The sequence below is a fragment of the Chitinasiproducens palmae genome (assembly GCF_900095735.1).
In the GTDB taxonomy this organism is placed as follows: Bacteria; Pseudomonadota; Gammaproteobacteria; order Burkholderiales; family Burkholderiaceae; genus Chitinasiproducens; species Chitinasiproducens palmae.
The window spans coordinates 16,214-31,830 of record NZ_FNLO01000015.1 but is presented as its reverse complement, the minus strand read 5'-3'; the positions used below and the strand labels follow the sequence as shown (position 1 = coordinate 31,830).

General features: G+C 65.8%; 11 protein-coding genes, 1 other RNA gene and 1 pseudogene. 9 read left to right on the top strand and 4 right to left on the bottom strand.

The window, feature by feature from the left end:
- Positions 1-72 precede the first annotated feature (72 nt).
- Together tcuC and BLU54_RS20540 are read left to right on the top strand one after the other, a co-directional pair.
- Positions 73-1,359 (top strand): MFS transporter, encoded by a 1,287-nt coding sequence (tcuC, locus tag BLU54_RS20545; RefSeq protein ID WP_091912721.1) that lies wholly within the window; start codon positions 73-75, stop codon positions 1,357-1,359.
- Between the two features lie 68 nt (positions 1,360-1,427).
- Positions 1,428-1,745 carry a hypothetical protein gene (locus BLU54_RS20540; protein ID WP_091912533.1) on the top strand — a complete coding sequence of 106 codons (318 nt, stop codon included), beginning with the start codon at positions 1,428-1,430 and terminating at the stop codon, positions 1,743-1,745.
- A 603-nt stretch (positions 1,746-2,348) separates the two neighbouring features.
- Here the strand turns inward: BLU54_RS20540 and ssrA are convergent.
- The 4 genes and pseudogenes from ssrA to ompA form a co-directional block, all read right to left on the bottom strand.
- Positions 2,349-2,703: a transfer-messenger RNA gene (gene ssrA / locus BLU54_RS20535) on the bottom strand.
- Positions 2,697-3,398 carry a phosphoglycolate phosphatase gene (gene gph, locus BLU54_RS20530; protein ID WP_235838066.1) on the bottom strand — a complete coding sequence of 234 codons (702 nt, stop codon included), beginning with the start codon at positions 3,396-3,398 and terminating at the stop codon, positions 2,697-2,699. The genes ssrA and gph overlap by 7 nt, the downstream gene beginning before the upstream one ends.
- A 142-nt stretch (positions 3,399-3,540) precedes the next feature.
- A pseudogene (ubiG, locus tag BLU54_RS20525) lies at positions 3,541-4,227 on the bottom strand (bifunctional 2-polyprenyl-6-hydroxyphenol methylase/3-demethylubiquinol 3-O-methyltransferase UbiG); the annotation flags it as partial.
- 615 nt (positions 4,228-4,842) lie between these two features.
- Entirely contained in the window at positions 4,843-5,517 is a 675-nt protein-coding gene (ompA, locus tag BLU54_RS20520) for an outer membrane protein OmpA (protein WP_091912529.1), read from the bottom strand.
- A gap of 392 nt (positions 5,518-5,909) precedes the next feature.
- Between ompA and gyrA the strand changes: the two genes are divergently transcribed.
- From gyrA to cmk, 7 genes are all read left to right on the top strand, one after another.
- On the top strand, positions 5,910-8,567 hold the full coding sequence (gene gyrA / locus BLU54_RS20515; protein ID WP_091912527.1) for a DNA gyrase subunit A: 2,658 nt from the start codon (positions 5,910-5,912) through the stop codon (positions 8,565-8,567).
- Positions 8,568-8,651: 84 nt separating this feature from the next.
- A complete protein-coding gene (locus tag BLU54_RS20510) occupies positions 8,652-9,290 on the top strand; it encodes a DUF2059 domain-containing protein (RefSeq protein WP_091912719.1) in 639 nt (212 codons plus the stop codon).
- A gap of 459 nt (positions 9,291-9,749) precedes the next feature.
- Entirely contained in the window at positions 9,750-10,829 is a 1,080-nt protein-coding gene (gene serC / locus BLU54_RS20505; protein ID WP_091912525.1) for a 3-phosphoserine/phosphohydroxythreonine transaminase, read from the top strand.
- Between the two features lie 52 nt (positions 10,830-10,881).
- Complete coding sequence (gene pheA / locus BLU54_RS20500) at positions 10,882-11,970, top strand: prephenate dehydratase (RefSeq protein ID WP_091912523.1); 1,089 nt, start codon at positions 10,882-10,884, stop codon at positions 11,968-11,970.
- Between the two features lie 376 nt (positions 11,971-12,346).
- Positions 12,347-13,402 carry a prephenate dehydrogenase/arogenate dehydrogenase family protein gene (locus tag BLU54_RS20490; RefSeq protein ID WP_235838058.1) on the top strand — a complete coding sequence of 352 codons (1,056 nt, stop codon included), beginning with the start codon at positions 12,347-12,349 and terminating at the stop codon, positions 13,400-13,402.
- 11 nt (positions 13,403-13,413) lie between these two features.
- Complete coding sequence (gene aroA / locus BLU54_RS20485; RefSeq protein ID WP_091912517.1) at positions 13,414-14,712, top strand: 3-phosphoshikimate 1-carboxyvinyltransferase; 1,299 nt, start codon at positions 13,414-13,416, stop codon at positions 14,710-14,712.
- Complete coding sequence (gene cmk / locus BLU54_RS20480) at positions 14,709-15,386, top strand: (d)CMP kinase (RefSeq protein ID WP_091912515.1); 678 nt, start codon at positions 14,709-14,711, stop codon at positions 15,384-15,386. The genes aroA and cmk overlap by 4 nt, the downstream gene beginning before the upstream one ends.
- Positions 15,387-15,617: the final 231 nt, after the last annotated feature.

The following is a 15,617-nucleotide window of genomic DNA, read 5'->3' as shown; positions in this document are numbered from 1 at the left end:
AGTACACTGGGTCGAGATGCAAGCGCCGAGCGCGGCAGATCGCGCACCGGCGCAACGACGATCGAGGAACACATGGCAACGGTGGCTTTGCAGGAATCCAGGGCGAAAACGGTCTTCCGTGTCGTCAGCGGCAACTTCCTCGAAATGTACGACTTCATGGTCTATGGCTATTACGCACATGCGATAGCCAAGACCTACTTTCCGACCGGCAGCGATTTCGCATCCCTGATGCTGTCGTTGTCGGTATTCGGCGCGGGCTTCCTGATGCGGCCGCTGGGCGCGATTTTCCTCGGCGCTTACATCGATCATCACGGACGTCGCAAGGGACTGATCCTGACGCTGCTGTTGATGGCGATCGGCACGCTGGTAGTGGCGGCCACGCCAAGCTACGGCACGATCGGTGCACTGGCGCCGGCTCTGGTGTTGCTCGGGCGTCTGTTGCAGGGCTTTTCAGCTGGGGTCGAACTGGGCGGCGTCTCGGTATACCTTGCCGAAATGTCGCCGCCAGGGAAACGCGGCTTCTATTGTTCGTGGCAGTCCGGCAGCCAGCAGGTCGCGGTCATCTTTGCGGCATTGCTGGGTGTCGTGCTGAATCTGTGGCTGCCGGTGGATGCGATGGCGGACTGGGGTTGGCGTGTGCCGTTCCTGGTCGGCTGCCTGATCGTGCCGTTCCTGTTCATCGTGCGCCGCTCGTTGAAGGAGACGGATGCCTTCCTGGCGCGTCGGACGCGTCCGACTATCCCGCAGATCTTTCGGTCGATCGGTAGTAACTGGGCCTTGGTGCTGGCTGGCATGATGCTGGTGGTGATGACCACCGTGTCGTTCTATCTGATCACCGCGTACACGCCGACCTTCGGCAGGCAGGAGCTGGCGTTGTCGAGCCTGTCGGTGCTGATCGTCACGACCTGTGTCGGCATTTCGAACCTGTTCTGGCTGCCGGTGATGGGGGCGCTGTCGGACCGCATCGGCCGTCGCCCGCTGCTGCTCGGCTTCTCGCTGCTGGCGATCGTCACGGTCTATCCCGCGGTGTCCTGGCTGGTCGCGCAGCCGTCGTTCGGCCGCTTGCTGATCGTGGAACTGTGGCTGTCGTTCATCTACGCCAGCTACAACGGCGCGATGGTGGTCGCGCTCACCGAGGTGATGCCGGTCGAGGTGAGAACAGTAGGCTTCTCGCTTGCTTATAGTTTGGCGACGGCCATCTTCGGCGGTTTCACGCCGGCCATTTCGACTTATCTGATCCACGTCACCGGCAACAAGGCGGCGCCCGGCATCTGGATGTCGCTGGCGGCCGTTTGCGGGCTGGTGGCGACCATCGTTCTGTTCCGGAGCGAAGCGGCGCGCCAGCAACACCGACATTGAGAGAGCACGCGACGGGTGCGGCAGGGCCATGAGGCCTGTCGCGGGTCAGCGTGCCGAAGGCAGGACCGATGAACCCCTATGAGCCGCTGTCGTTGCATCTGGTCGAAAGCGTTGGCTTCAAGACCTTCCTGATCTTCATGGCGCTGCGCGTCGTGTTGCTGCTGATGCTTGGCGGCCTGCCGCGGCGCGCGTTGTTCGTGTGGGGCACGTTCGCGATCGCACTGATCGCGTATTGCGCACCCCAGCTCGAGGCCTTGTTCGACGCGGCTGCGAGCGGTGCCGATCTCGCCGACGGCGTCGCGGCCCAGCTGCAAGGCAAGCTGATGGGCGGCGCGCTGGCCGCATTGGCGGGCACCATTCTTTGCCAGAACCTTGGCTTGGAGTAGCGGCGGATCGTGCCCGGCCGAGCCACCTCATTGTGCATGGCCGCTGTGCATGGCCGGCGCGCATGGCCGACATGCATCGCTACAGGTAAGGCCGCATGTATCGCCGACCTATATGGCCGGCATATGTGGCTGATGCGGGGCCGGTAGCGAGATCGCGCGACCGGGGCATTGCCCTCGCAGGCTCGCGCGTGCCTGCCGCTGTTGTACCCGTCCGAGTACGCGTCCGACTTGCCGGAAGTCCGCGGTCGGGAAATATCGGTAACCGGAACCGCCCGAGCCAGGCAGTCAGACGATCAGTCAGTGACGCACGTCGCGCATCGGGTCTTGTCAGACGCGGCAAGCGGCAAGCGGCAAGCGGCAAGCGGCAAGCGGCAAGCGGCAAGCGGCAAGCGGCAAGCGGCAAGCGGCAAGCGGCAAGCGGCAAGCGGCGCGGCCGAGTCGGCCGCAAATCGAGCCGCATCTCCGCGTCGCGCCGCGAAGCGCTGTCGCGCCGTTCTGCGGCAATGGCAATTCGAGTCGGTTGTAAGAAGGGTCCCGGCGTTAGCTGGCACCGATGTGCCGATGGTTTGGCCGGCCGACAAGCCCCGATGGGACGTACAAAAAAGAAACGGCCCCCGAAGGGGCCGCCATCCCTATTCTGTTGCCAAGTCGGGAAGACTCCGTAAGCGGTTATTAGGCCGCTTGCAAGAAACGCTCATCGTTGGCATTTCTGAGATTGTGCGCATAACGTGCGTCACCTTCCGAGTCGTCCGCGTCCGTTTCCTCACCCCGTCGAAACCAGGTCGGCCCCAGGGGATGGACACCAGGCAACGAGAAATTGACCTCGTCAGCAGCGATGTCCATCTGGTGGAGCCGGGGGGAATCGAACCCCCGTCCGGAGCGTACCCACATGGCGGTCTTGATACGACCATGGTGCAATTTTACCATAATCGCGCTGCACGCAATGCTGTGCTAGGTTAGTTCCCGGAGCAGGGCGATCAACTCGTCGGTGGTCTCCACGAGGGCGTCTGCGCCCCACGACGCTGGCGCGGTCTCGCCGCAATAGCCAAAGCCGGCGGCTATGGTCAGCATCCCTGCCGCGCGCCCCGCCTGGATGTCGCGCAGATCGTCGCCGACGTAGAGGCATTGCGCGGGCGGCAATTGCAGCAATTGCGCGGCGTGTAGCAGCGGCGCAGGGTGCGGTTTGGAAAACGGCGTGGTATCGCCGCCGACAATGCAGGCAGCCCGGGTGCCGAGCCCAAGCTGTTCAACCAGCGGCCGCGCAAGCGACTCGACCTTGTTGGTGACGATGCCCCAGCGCACGCCACGCGATTCGAGTTCGGCGAGCAGGGCATCGATGCCGGGGAACAGGATCGTCTCGACGCACAGATCGCTGGCGTAATTGGCCAGAAATTCCTCGCGCAGGGCGGGATAGTCCGGGTGCTCCGGCGTGATACCGAAACCGGCTCCGAGCAGCCCGCGCGCGCCTGCCGACGCGACCGGCCGCAAGGTCTCGTAAGGAACGAGCGGCAGACCACGGCCGACCAGCATCCGATTCACCGCCGCCGCCAGATCCGGCGCAGTGTCGGCAAGCGTGCCGTCGAGATCGAACAGCACTGCGCGGGCGGTGCCAAGCGCATCCTCGATCTCGCGCTGCGGGGATGGCGTTGCCACCGGATCCAGATCGTCTGTATCCGGGATGGCGGCCGGTGCGTTGTCGGGCGTGCCGAACGGATCAGTGTCGGTCATCGCTGGCTCCGGTCGGCGCGGGCAGCAACAACGGCGTGCCGTCAGGGGAGACGGTACTGTCGAGCGGACGCTGACAAGCGAACATATAGTTCACATCGAGGTCGTCGGCCAGCGCGAATGTCCTGCTGAGCGGCTTGTACACCAGGCCCTTGTAAGCCCGCGGCAACAGCCCGGCAGCGCGGGCATGCGCGGCCAATTCGGCCGGGCGGATGAAGCGCTCGTAGTCATGCGTGCCCTTGGGCAGCATGCGTGCAATGTATTCGGCGCCGATGACGGCAAGCAGGTATGCCTTCGGATTGCGGTTCAGGGTCGAGAAGAAGACCCAGCCGCCCGGCCGCACCAACTGCGCGGCCGCTTCGACGATCTCCGCGGGACGAGGCACATGCTCGAGCATTTCCATGCAGGTGACGACGTCGTAGGTGCCGGGTTCCCGCGCGGCAATCGTCTCCGCGGCGACCGCTTCGTACTCGACGGTCACGCCGGTTTCAAGACTGTGCAGGTCCGCGACGCCTAGCGCGTCTTCCGAGAGGTCGATGCCCTTGACGCGTGCGCCGCGCAGCGCCATCGACTCACTGAGAATGCCACCTCCGCAGCCGATATCGATCACGCGCATGCCCGGCAGGCTGGCCAGACGGTCGATCCAGTCCAGGCGCAGCGGGTTGATCTCGTGCAGTGGGCGGAATTCCGCCTGCGTATCCCACCATCGGCTGGCAAGATCGCTGAATTTCTTCACTTCCTGAGGATCGACGTTCATCTCGGGTCCGTAATGACTTGTAGGACAGGGCGCTCGCTGCAACTTCTGCCGGGCCGATCCCGGCAGCGCCCCGCCTCGGGGTGGCGGCAGTCGTGCGCGAAGCATCCATGAATGCGCTGCGTTGACGGTAAACGCAATGGTAAAGGCAAATCACGCGCCGGGCCCGCCGCCGACGGTCGCATACGTTTCAGTTGCCTGAACGGCCGACGGGAAATGCCCACACGCATGCGGCGTGGGGACAGGGCAATTGGACGCGGGGCGGCTGTCCCGCCCTGGCGGATGCGATGGCGTGCCGCTCCACTTGCCGGTCCGTTTGCACGTCCGCGTGTAGGTGCGCGTGTAGGTGCGCGTGTAGGCGCGCTTGTAGGTGCGCGTTGAGGTCCGCGTTGAGGTGCGCGTGTAGATCTGCCATTCGCAGGCGGTAAAGGTGGAACCGGTGGAACCGTTCGCAGCGATCGAAATCCGTGCTGGGCGGTCCGGGCCGGTTGGGCCGGCGACGAAGGCGCGGCCTGTCTGTGGCGTTCCCGAACTTCGCAACGCCGCATCGCCCGTCAATTGGTGCTGGCCATAAAAAAAGCCCTGCCAAGGCAGGGCTTTTCGGCAAAACGCAGATGCTTACTGTTGCGGCTGTTGCGTTTGCGTTTGTTGCGTACCGACGACTTCCACTTCCACGCGACGGTCCGGAGCCAGGCAGGCGATGAGCGCCTTGCGGTTGCGTTGCTGGCACTTGTTGCCCGTGACCGGCTGACGCTTGCCCTTGCCTTCCGTGTAGATGCGGTTGGCTTCGATGCCGCGGCTGACCAGGTAGGCCTTCACGGCTTGCGCACGGCGCAGCGACAGACGATCGTTGTAGCGGTCCGAACCGATACGGTCGGTGTGGCCCGTGGCGACGACGACTTCGAGGTTGATGTTGCGGATGCGGGCAGCCAGTTCGTCCAGAGCCGAGCGGCCAGCCGGCTTCAGCACGGCCTTGTCGAAGTCGAACAGTGCGTCGGCTTGATACGTGACCTTCTGGCTCGAGATGACCGGCGCGGCAACAGGCGGCGGGGCCGGCGGCGTCGGGGCTTGAACGACCAGCGCGCCGTCGCACTTGGCGTTGGCGGTTGCCGGGGTCCAGAAGGCATCGCGCCAGCACAGTTCATTCGTGCCGTTCATCCAGACGTATTCGCCCGTGCCGTTGACCCAGTTGTCGTTGGTCGCCTGGCGCGACGCGGGGACAGATTGCGCAAAAGCGGACGCAGTTGTAACTGCGGCGACCGCAATGAACGCAAGCTTTTTGAAGTTATTCATTGTTTCTCCTCTCGAATTGAGAATGCAGCAGTGATACTGCGTGCCTGATCACGAGTTCAAGTCTTGGACTGCTCGGAGTATATCATTACCGGCGGCTGCAACAGCCCGCTCGCACTTCGAGGGAAGCCTGACTCTGCGACGCATTCTGCCATACGGGGCGGGACCTTTCGATAAAAATCCAGTGCCCGGCAAGCCTCGTTCGTCGCTGCCTGTGGTACGTCAACAACATCCCCCTGAGGGTAAGCCAGTCCGACTCCAGTCCAGTCGCGACAAGCCGTCGCGGCCGAGTCCCCATGAGCAAAAACGGGGCCGAGCACGGCCCCCATGCTAAAATTACAAGATACGACTTCGATCCAAAGCTATTGGATAGGGGCAAGGGATAGTCGGGTTCTATGGATCAATTCGCGAAAGAAACGCTGCCCATCTCGCTCGAAGACGAGATGCGCCGGTCCTACCTTGATTACGCAATGAGCGTGATCGTCGGTCGGGCGCTGCCGGACGTACGCGACGGCCTCAAGCCGGTGCATCGTCGGGTGCTGTACTCGATGCACGAACTGAACAACGACTGGAATCGCGCATACAAGAAGTCCGCGCGTATCGTTGGCGACGTCATCGGTAAATATCACCCGCACGGCGACCAGTCCGTGTACGACACGATCGTCCGGATGGCGCAGGACTTTTCCCTGCGTTACCTGTTGATCGACGGCCAGGGCAATTTCGGTTCGGTCGACGGCGACAGCGCCGCCGCGATGCGGTACACCGAAATCCGCATGTCGAAGATCGGCCACGAACTGCTGGCCGACCTCGACCAGGAAACGGTCGACTACGTCCCGAACTACGACGGCAGCGAGAGCGAGCCGGCCGTCCTGCCGGCGCGCCTGCCGAACCTGATCGTCAATGGCTCGTCCGGTATCGCGGTCGGCATGGCGACCAACATCCCGCCGCACAATCTGAACGAGGTGACCGATGCGTGCCGGCACCTGCTCGCGCATCCCGAAGCCAGCGTCGACGACCTGATCGAGTTCATCCCGGCGCCCGATTTCCCGACGGCCGGCATCATCTACGGCATCACCGGCGTGCATGACGGCTACCGCACCGGCCGCGGCCGGGTGGTGATGCGCGCGCGGACCCACTTCGAGGAGATCGATCGCGGACAGCGCGAGGCGATCATCGTCGACGAGCTGCCGTATCAGGTCAACAAGCGCTCGCTGCTCGAGCGCATTGCCGAACTGGTGCACGAGAAGCGCATCGAGGGCATCTCCGACATCCGCGACGAGTCCGACAAGAGCGGCATGCGGGTGGTGATCGAGCTGAAGCGCGGCGAAGTGCCCGAGGTCATCCTCAACAATCTGTTCAAGCAGACGCAGTTGCAGGATACGTTTGGGATCAATATGGTCGCGCTGGTCGACGGCCAGCCGAAGCTGCTGAACCTGCGGGAAGTGCTGTCGCATTTCCTGTCGCATCGGCGCGAAGTGGTCACGCGCCGCACCATCTATCAGTTGCGCAAGGCGCGCGAGCGCGGCCATGTGCTGGAAGGCCTGGCGGTCGCGCTCGCCAACATCGACGACTTCATCCAGATCATCCGCGCGGCGCCGACGCCGCCGGTGGCCAAGCAGGAGTTGATGACCCGCGCCTGGGATGCCGCGCTGGTGCGCGACATGCTGGCGCGCGCCGAGGCCGATGCCCCGGGCGGCCGCAGCGCATACCGGCCGGACGGCCTGCTGCCGATCTATGGGATGGGCGACGACGGCCTGTATCGACTGTCCGACACGCAGGCGCAGGAAATCCTGCAGATGCGACTGCAGCGCCTGACCGGGCTCGAACAGGACAAGATCGTCGGCGAATATCGCGACATCATGGCGGAAATCGCCGACCTGCTCGACATCCTCGCGCGTCCGGAACGCATCACGGCGATCATCGACGGCGAGCTCGAGAAGCTCAAGTCGGAGTTTGGCGACGCGCGCCGTTCGTACATCGAGCACAGTGCGTTCGAACTGAACACCGAAGACCTGATCACACCGCAGGAAATGGTCGTGACCATGTCGCACGCCGGCTATATCAAGTCGCAGCCGCTGTCCGAGTATCGCGCGCAGAAGCGCGGTGGTCGCGGCAAGCAGGCGATCTCGATGAAGGAGGACGACTGGATCGAGACGCTGTTCGTGGCCAATACCCACGACTACATCCTGTGCTTCTCGAACCGCGGACGAGTGTATTGGGTCAAGGTCTACGAAGTGCCGCAGGGTTCGCGCAACGCGCGTGGCCGGCCGATCGTCAATATGTTCCCGCTGCAGGAAGGCGAGAAGATCAATGTCGTGCTGCCGGTCAAGACCTTCGCCTCGGATCGCTACGTGTTCATGGCGACTTCGTTCGGCACGGTGAAGAAGACGCCGCTCGAAGCGTTCAGCCGGCCCCTGCGCAAGGGCATCATCGCGGTCGGCCTGGACGACGGCGACTACCTGATCGGCGCCGCCATTACCGATGGCAAGCACGACGTGATGTTGTTCTCGGACGCTGGCAAGGCAGTGCGCTTCGATGAGAACGACGTGCGGCCGATGGGACGCGAGGCGCGCGGCGTGCGCGGCATGCAGCTGGACGAGGGGCAGTCGCTGATCGCGATGCTCGTCGCCGAGGACGACCAGCAATCGGTGCTTACCGCCACCGAGAACGGTTTCGGCAAGCGCACGCCGATCACCGAGTACACGCGCCACGGGCGCGGCACGAAAGGCATGATCGCGATCCAGACCAGCGAGCGCAACGGCCGCGTCGTGGCCGCGACGCTTGCCCACCCGGAACGCGAGATCATGCTGATCACGACCGCCGGCGTGCTGATCCGCACCCGCGTCTCCGAAATCCGCGAGATGGGCCGGGCGACGCAAGGTGTTACACTGATCAGTCTAGACGACGGCAGTCGCCTGTCCGGTTTGCAGCAAATTGCCGAGACGGACGCCGAAGTGGTCGACGGTATCGCCGACGACGCCGGCCTGGACGATGCCCAGGCGAGCGATGCCGACGTACCGGCCGAGGAACCGCCGGCTGCCGAGGACGAATGACGGTCGCCGACGCGGCCGATTCGAACGGATTTGATAAGATCGGGCAGTGCCTAGGGGCCGCTTGAATATTCTGACGGAGCAATGATGCAAAAACGTTTCAAACAACTGGTGTTGCTCGCTTCCCTCGTGCCGACCTTCGCCATGGCGCAGTCGCTCCAGGACCAGAACGCACCCCAGAGCGCGCCGGCGCCGGTGCAGATCGATGCCGACAAGGCTGCGGCCATCAACGATCTGCTTTCGGCCATCGATGCCAGCAAGCTCGCCGGTGCGATCGGCCAGAGCGCGCAGATGCAGGCCAAGCAGTTGGTGCCGGCCGTCCTGTCGGACGCGCTGACCGAGAACAAGTCGATGACGGACGCGCAGAAGCAGGCGGCCGTGCCGACGCTGCAGAAGAACGCGATTCCGAAGCTCGTCGATTCGGCGGGGCAGGTCTTCACGACCGCTCAGTTCCGCAACGACGCGGTCGAAGCGCAGAAGCAGGCCTATGCCCGCTACTACTCGACGCAGGAAATCAAGGACCTGACGACGTTCTACAAGAGCCCGGCCGGTCGCAAGTTCATCGAAGTGCAGGATCAGGTTGGCCGCGACGTGGTCAACGGCGTGATGCAGAAGTACATGCCGCAATCGATCCAGGCCACGCGTCAGCAGGCAGACCGTGAAGTGGCGGCTGCTGGCAAGGGCGGCTCGTCCGCACCGGCCGCGAGCGGCAAGTCGCGCAAGTAATCGCGCCAGTCTGACCCTGTGGTCCGCTGCGGTTGCGGACCGCACTGATGGCCGCTTGCCGAACAGCAAGCGGCCATTGCATTTTGCGGACGGCGGCGCATGCCGGCAAGCCGCGCAACAGCCCGGCGCAAGCGGCCAGCATCCGCGTCGGCACGATGCACGTTGGCGCTGCCAGCGTAGTCGTGATCGCTGTCGCACTTGTCTGAGTCGGTGCACGCAGTTGGTACGCGCAGTTGGTACTGTATGGCGCGGGCCGACGGCCGAGGCCGTGGCAACGCCGAGGCCGCGTGCATGTCTTGCGTGCATGTCTTGCGCGGTCATCGACGGCGCCGTCGTCCGGTTTGCCGACTGAAAGACGCGGCGCCGCTCCGGTGTGCGGTCCGACGATTCCGGTTCTGTCGGCCCAAGCCGTTTTTGTCTCTCCCGTCCCTTCCGCACGTTAACGAAGCGATCCAATCCATGCGCCCCTTCAATTTTTCCGCTGGCCCGGCCACCTTGCCGGTCGAAGTGCTCGAACAGGCAGCGAGCGAAATGCTCGACTGGCGGGGCTCGGGCATGAGCGTGATGGAGATGAGCCACCGGGGCAAGGAGTACATGGAGATCCACCAAACCGCGCTGGACGATCTGCGCGCGTTGCTGGAGATCCCTGCCAGTCACCGCATCCTGTTCACGCAGGGCGGCGCGATCGCCGAGAACGCGCTGATTCCGCTGAATCTGCTGGGCGCGCGCCAGAGCGCGGACTATGTGATCACCGGTTCGTGGTCGGAAAAATCGTTCAAGGAAGCGAAGAAGTACTGCACGCCGCATGTGGCCGTCTCGACCGCCGACGAGGGTTTCCGTCGCGTGCCGCCGGTCGAGCAGTGGCGCCTTTCGGACGATCCGGCCTATGTGCACGTCTGCACGAACGAGACGGTCAACGGCGTCGAGATGTTCGAAACGCCGAGCCTGGGCGATGTGCCGCTGGTCGCGGACGTGTCCTCCCATTTTCTGTCGCGTCCGATGGACGTCGCGAAATACGGTGTGATGTACGGCGGCGCACAGAAGAATGCCGGCATTGCAGGGCTGACGTTTGTCGTCGTACGCGAGGATTTGCTCGGCCGCACGCTCGGCATCTGCCCGAGCGCCTTCGACTGGAACCTGGTCGCGTTGAACAATTCGATGTACAACACGCCCCCCACCTATGCGATCTACATCGCGGGGCTGGTGTTCCAGTGGCTAAAGCGTCAGGGCGGGTTGCCGGCCATCGAAGCGCGCAACCGCGAAAAGGCCGGACTGCTGTACGGCGCCATCGACGCCAGCGATTTCTATGTCAACGACGTCGATCCGGCTGCCCGCTCGCTGATGAACGTGCCGTTCCGTCTGCATGACGAGACGCTGAACGAGGCGTTCCTCAAGGGCGCCAAGGAGCGTGGCCTGTTGCAGTTGAAGGGACACAAGAGTGTCGGTGGCATGCGGGCATCGATCTATAACGCGATGCCGCTCGAAGGCGTGCAAGCGGTCGCCGCCTACCTGCGCGACTTCGAACGGCAGGCGGGCTGAGGCCCGCGCCCGCCCTCGCGTCATCTCTCACGCCACCGAGCTTCGTTTCAAGATGGACAACGAGTTGGACCGGCGCCTCGCGCCGCTGCGCGCGCGCATCGACGAGATCGATGCCGCCCTGATCGACCTGCTGAACCAACGGGCGCGCGTCGCGCTCGAGGTCGGCGAGGTGAAGAAGCACTTCGATGCGCCGGTGTTCCGGCCGGAACGCGAACGGCAGGTCATCGAGCGCCTGCAACGTCTCGGACAGGGCCCGCTGGCCAACGAGCACGTCGAGGCGATCTGGCGCCAGATCATGTCGGCCAGCCGCGCGATCGAGGCGCCGCAAGCGGTGGCTTACCTCGGGCCGGAGGGCACGTTCAGCGAGCAGGCCGCGCTCGCTTATTTCGGCGACGCGACCGACCGGGTCGCGGCACCGTCGATCGACGAAGTGTTTCGCGCGGTCGAGAGCGGCGCCGTCGACTTCGCGGTCGTGCCGGTCGAAAACTCCACCGAGGGTGTGGTCTCGCGCACGCTCGACCTGTTGCTGCGCACCACCCGACCGATCACCGGCGAGGTCTCGCTGCCGATTCACCATCACCTGCTGTGCCGCGACGCGGGCGCCGAACTTGCATCGGTGGCGCGGGTATGTGCGCATCCGCAGGCGTTGGCGCAGTGTCAGCACTGGCTGAGCCAGCATCTGCCCAACGCCGAGCGAGTGCCCGTCTCGAGCAATGCGGAGGGCGCGCGTCGCGCCGCCATCGAGGCGGGCACCGCGGCGATTGCCGGTGAGCGCGCGTTGCAGCGTTATCAGCTGCACGCCGCGGCGCGGATGATCCAGGACGATCCGCACAATCGCACCCGCTTCTACGTGCTCGGCGGCACGCCGCCGTTGTCCACCGGGCGCGACCAGACCTCGCTGATCCTGTCGGTCCGGCACGAAGCCGGCGCGGTGCATCGGATGCTCGCGCCGCTGGCGCGCCACGGCGTGTCGATGAACCGCTTCGAATCGCGTCCGGCACGCAGCGGCGAGTGGGAGTACTACTTCTACGTCGATGTCGCGGGCCACGCGAACGACCAGGAAGTGGCCGCGGCGCTGGCCGATCTGCGTCGCGACGTGTTGTTCTTCAAGCTGCTGGGGTCCTATCCACGCGCGCAGTGACGAGCGTGGCCGGCGCGCTGGCGATGGTGCCGGGTCGCTCGGCCGTTGCATCTGGGGATCGGTACGAGCGCGCCCATCCATGGCTTGGACGGACGCCGCGTCGACCGCCAGCCGCGGTCGCATGCATGCCCGATGCCCGATGCCCGATGCCCGATGCCCGATGCCCGATGCCCGATGCCCGATGCCCGATGCCTTCCGGCCTCGCCGCGAACGGTTCGAGCAGGCCGTCATTCGCGCAACGACCGGCGGCCAGAGCGCGCGACGGCGGCCGTCGTTTCGGAGCCGGGCGCGCGATGCCGGGCAGGGCTGCGGCAGGATTCACCGCCGGCCTCGCAAGACTTGCCTTTCCATCTGAACGACTGAGCCAATCATCGACGTGAGCGACCTTCCGTTCCAGCGCATCGTGCTCTTCGGTACCGGCCTGATCGGCGGGTCTCTGGCGCTTGCGCTGCGCCGCGCCGTCCCCGCGCTGACCGTGACGGGCGTCGATCCCGCCGCCGGCGACGAGGCCCTGGCGCGTGGCGTGGTCGACGCGTTGATAGCCGACGGCGACGAGGAGGCGCTTGACGCGGCCCTGGCGGCCGCCGATGTCGTCGTGCTGGCGGCGCCCGTCGCGCAGAGCGCAACGCTGCTCGCACGCGCCGCCTCGACGCTCCGACCGGACGCGGTGATCACCGATGTGGGCAGCGTGAAGCACGACATCGTGGCCGCGGCGTGTGATCTGGCGGGACCAAGGTGGCGCCGCTTCGTGCCGGCGCATCCGATTGCCGGCAGCGAAGCGAACGGTCCGGCCGCCGCGCGCGCCGATCTCTTTGCTGGCAAGACCACGATTCTCTGCGCGGACGCGGCGGATGCCGACGCGGCGCAGCAAGTGGCGGCGATCTGGCGCGCAGTCGGCGCCAGGACGCTGGCGATGTCCGCCGTGCAGCACGACGCCGTCTTCTCGGCCGTCAGTCACCTGCCGCACGTGCTCGCCTTCGCCTATCTCGAACAGGTGCTGCATCGCGACGACGCGGCCGCCACCCTTGCGCTGGCCGGCAGCGGATTCCGCGACTTCACCCGCATCGCAGCGTCCGATCCGGCCGTCTGGCGAGACATCTGCCTCGCGAACCGTCAGCCATTGCTGCGCGACATCGACGGTCTGCTGGCGAGGTTGACCTCGCTGCGCAAGGCCATCGCCTCGGACGACGGCGCCGGCCTGCATCGCCGTTTCGCGGCAGCCGCCAACGCGCGGCGGCAGTGGCCGGCGCAGGCCGCCGCCGTTCCGACCGTCACATCGCACGGCGCGCCGCCGGAAGCGCTGTCCGATGCGCTGCCCGCCGCGCCGCATGAGACGTTGCCCGACACGCCGCATGAAACGTTGCCCGGCACGCCGCATGAAACGCCGCCTGAAGCCCCGTCCAACGCGCCGTCCGACACTTCCAAGCCCTAGTACATTTCACCATGGAACAGCTTCATCTCCCTGCCGCGCAGCGGGCCGCTGGCCTTGTCGCCTTGCCCGGTTCAAAGAGCATTTCCAACCGCGTGCTGTTGCTTGCGGCGCTGGCTGACGGTGTCACCGAGATCGACAATCTGCTCGAGTCGGACGACACGGCGGTCATGCTCGACGCGTTGCGCAAGCTGGGTATCGACTGGCGACGCGACGGCAACCGCCACGTGGTGACGGGCGGTGGCGGCAGCTTCGCCACCAAGCGGGCGGACCTGTTCGTCGGCAACGCCGGCACCGCCGTGCGGCCGTTGACGGCCGCGCTCGCGCTGGCCGACGGGGAATACCGGATCGACGGGGTCGCCCGCATGCACGAGCGCCCGATCGGCGATCTGGTCGACACGTTGCGACAACTGGGCGCGCGCATCGACTATCGCGGCAACGACGGCTATCCGCCGCTGACCATCGGCGCGCGCGCCGCGAATCGCCCGGCCAGCGTCTCGGTGCGAGGCGACGTGTCGAGCCAGTTCCTCACCGCGCTGCTGCTCGCGCTGCCCAATGCACTCGCCGCGGCAGGCGAAACCGGTCTTGCGATCGTCGTCGAAGGCGAGCTGATCTCGAAGCCGTATGTCGAGATCACGCTCGATCTGATGCAGCGCTTCGGCGTCGCCGTGCAACGCGACGGCTGGCAGCGCTTCGACGTGCCGGCCGTGCGCTATCGTTCGCCGGGCCGCGTGCTGGTCGAGGGCGATGCCTCGTCCGCTTCCTATTTCCTGGCGGCCGGCGCCATCGGCGGCGGACCGGTGCGCGTGAGCGGCGTCGGACGTGCCAGCGTGCAGGGCGATGTCCGCTTCGCCGACGCGCTGCTTGCGATGGGTGCGCAGTGCCGGATCGACGCGGATGCGATCGAGGTCAGCGCGCCGTCCGACGGCCGGCTGCGGGCCATCGACCTGGACTGCAACCTGATCCCGGACGCGGCGATGACGCTGGCGGTGGTGGCGCTGTTCGCGCAAGGCCGGACCTGCCTGCGCAACATCGGCAGCTGGCGGGTGAAGGAGACCGACCGCATCGCCGCCCTCGCCACCGAACTGCGCAAGTTCGGCGCGGCGGTGGAGGAGGGCGAGGATTGGCTGGCCGTGACGCCGCCCGCGGCGCTGACGCCTGGCGTGGCCGTCGACACCTACGACGACCATCGCGTCGCGATGTGCTTCTCCCTGGCATCGCTTGGCAACGTGCCGGTGACGATCAACGACCCGCGTTGCGTCGCCAAGACCTTCCCCGACTATTTCGACCACTTCGCGGAGATCGTCCGATGAACGCCCATTCCGTATCCATTCCGGTCGTCACGCTCGACGGTCCGACCGCGTCCGGCAAGGGCACCGTCGCCGCGCGCGTGGCCGCCACGCTTGGCTATCACCTGCTCGACAGCGGCGCGCTGTACCGGCTCACCGCGCTGTCCGCGACCCGTGCGGGCGTGCCCAGCGACGCGGTCGACGCGCTCGCGTCGCTTGCCGCGGGGCTGGACGTGCGCTTCGGCGACGACACCATCGAAATGGGCGGCGAGGACGTCTCCCGGGCCATCCGGGAGGAGGCGATCGGCCTCTTCGCGTCCGCGATCGCCGTGCATCAGCCGGTCCGCGACGCGCTGGTGGCGCGCCAGCATGGCTTTCGGCGCGCGCCCGGCCTGGTTGCGGATGGCCGCGACATGGGCTCCGTGATCTTCCCGGACGCCCCGGTCAAGGTGTTCCTGACCGCGAGCGTCGAGGCTCGCGCGGCGCGCCGGTATAAGCAATTGAAGGAAAAAGGGTTTTCTGCTAATATCCAAGACCTTTCCGAAGCGCTCAGAGAGCGCGACGCCCGTGACACGGCGCGCGCCGCGGCACCACTGGTCGCGCCGCAAGGCGCTCACCGGCTCGACACGTCCGAAATGATGGTCGATCAGGCGGTCGAGTCAGTGCTCGGCTGGTGCCGCGACGCGGGGCTGGTGTAGCGCCGCCGCGACACTGCGCATTCGGTTCGGTAGCGGTTCATCGGCAGCGACGCGTCGTTTGGACGGGTCGATGCCGGCGCTCCGGTACCGGCGGTTTTGGTATTCGCTCTGCAGTTGCATTGGTATTCGCTGTAGCAACACTGTTGTAACCGGGCGTCAACGCCCGTTTCGTTCAACCCCCAACCCGCGCGCTCAGCGCGAGATGAAGACGCGCCGGCCATCCGAAGGCCG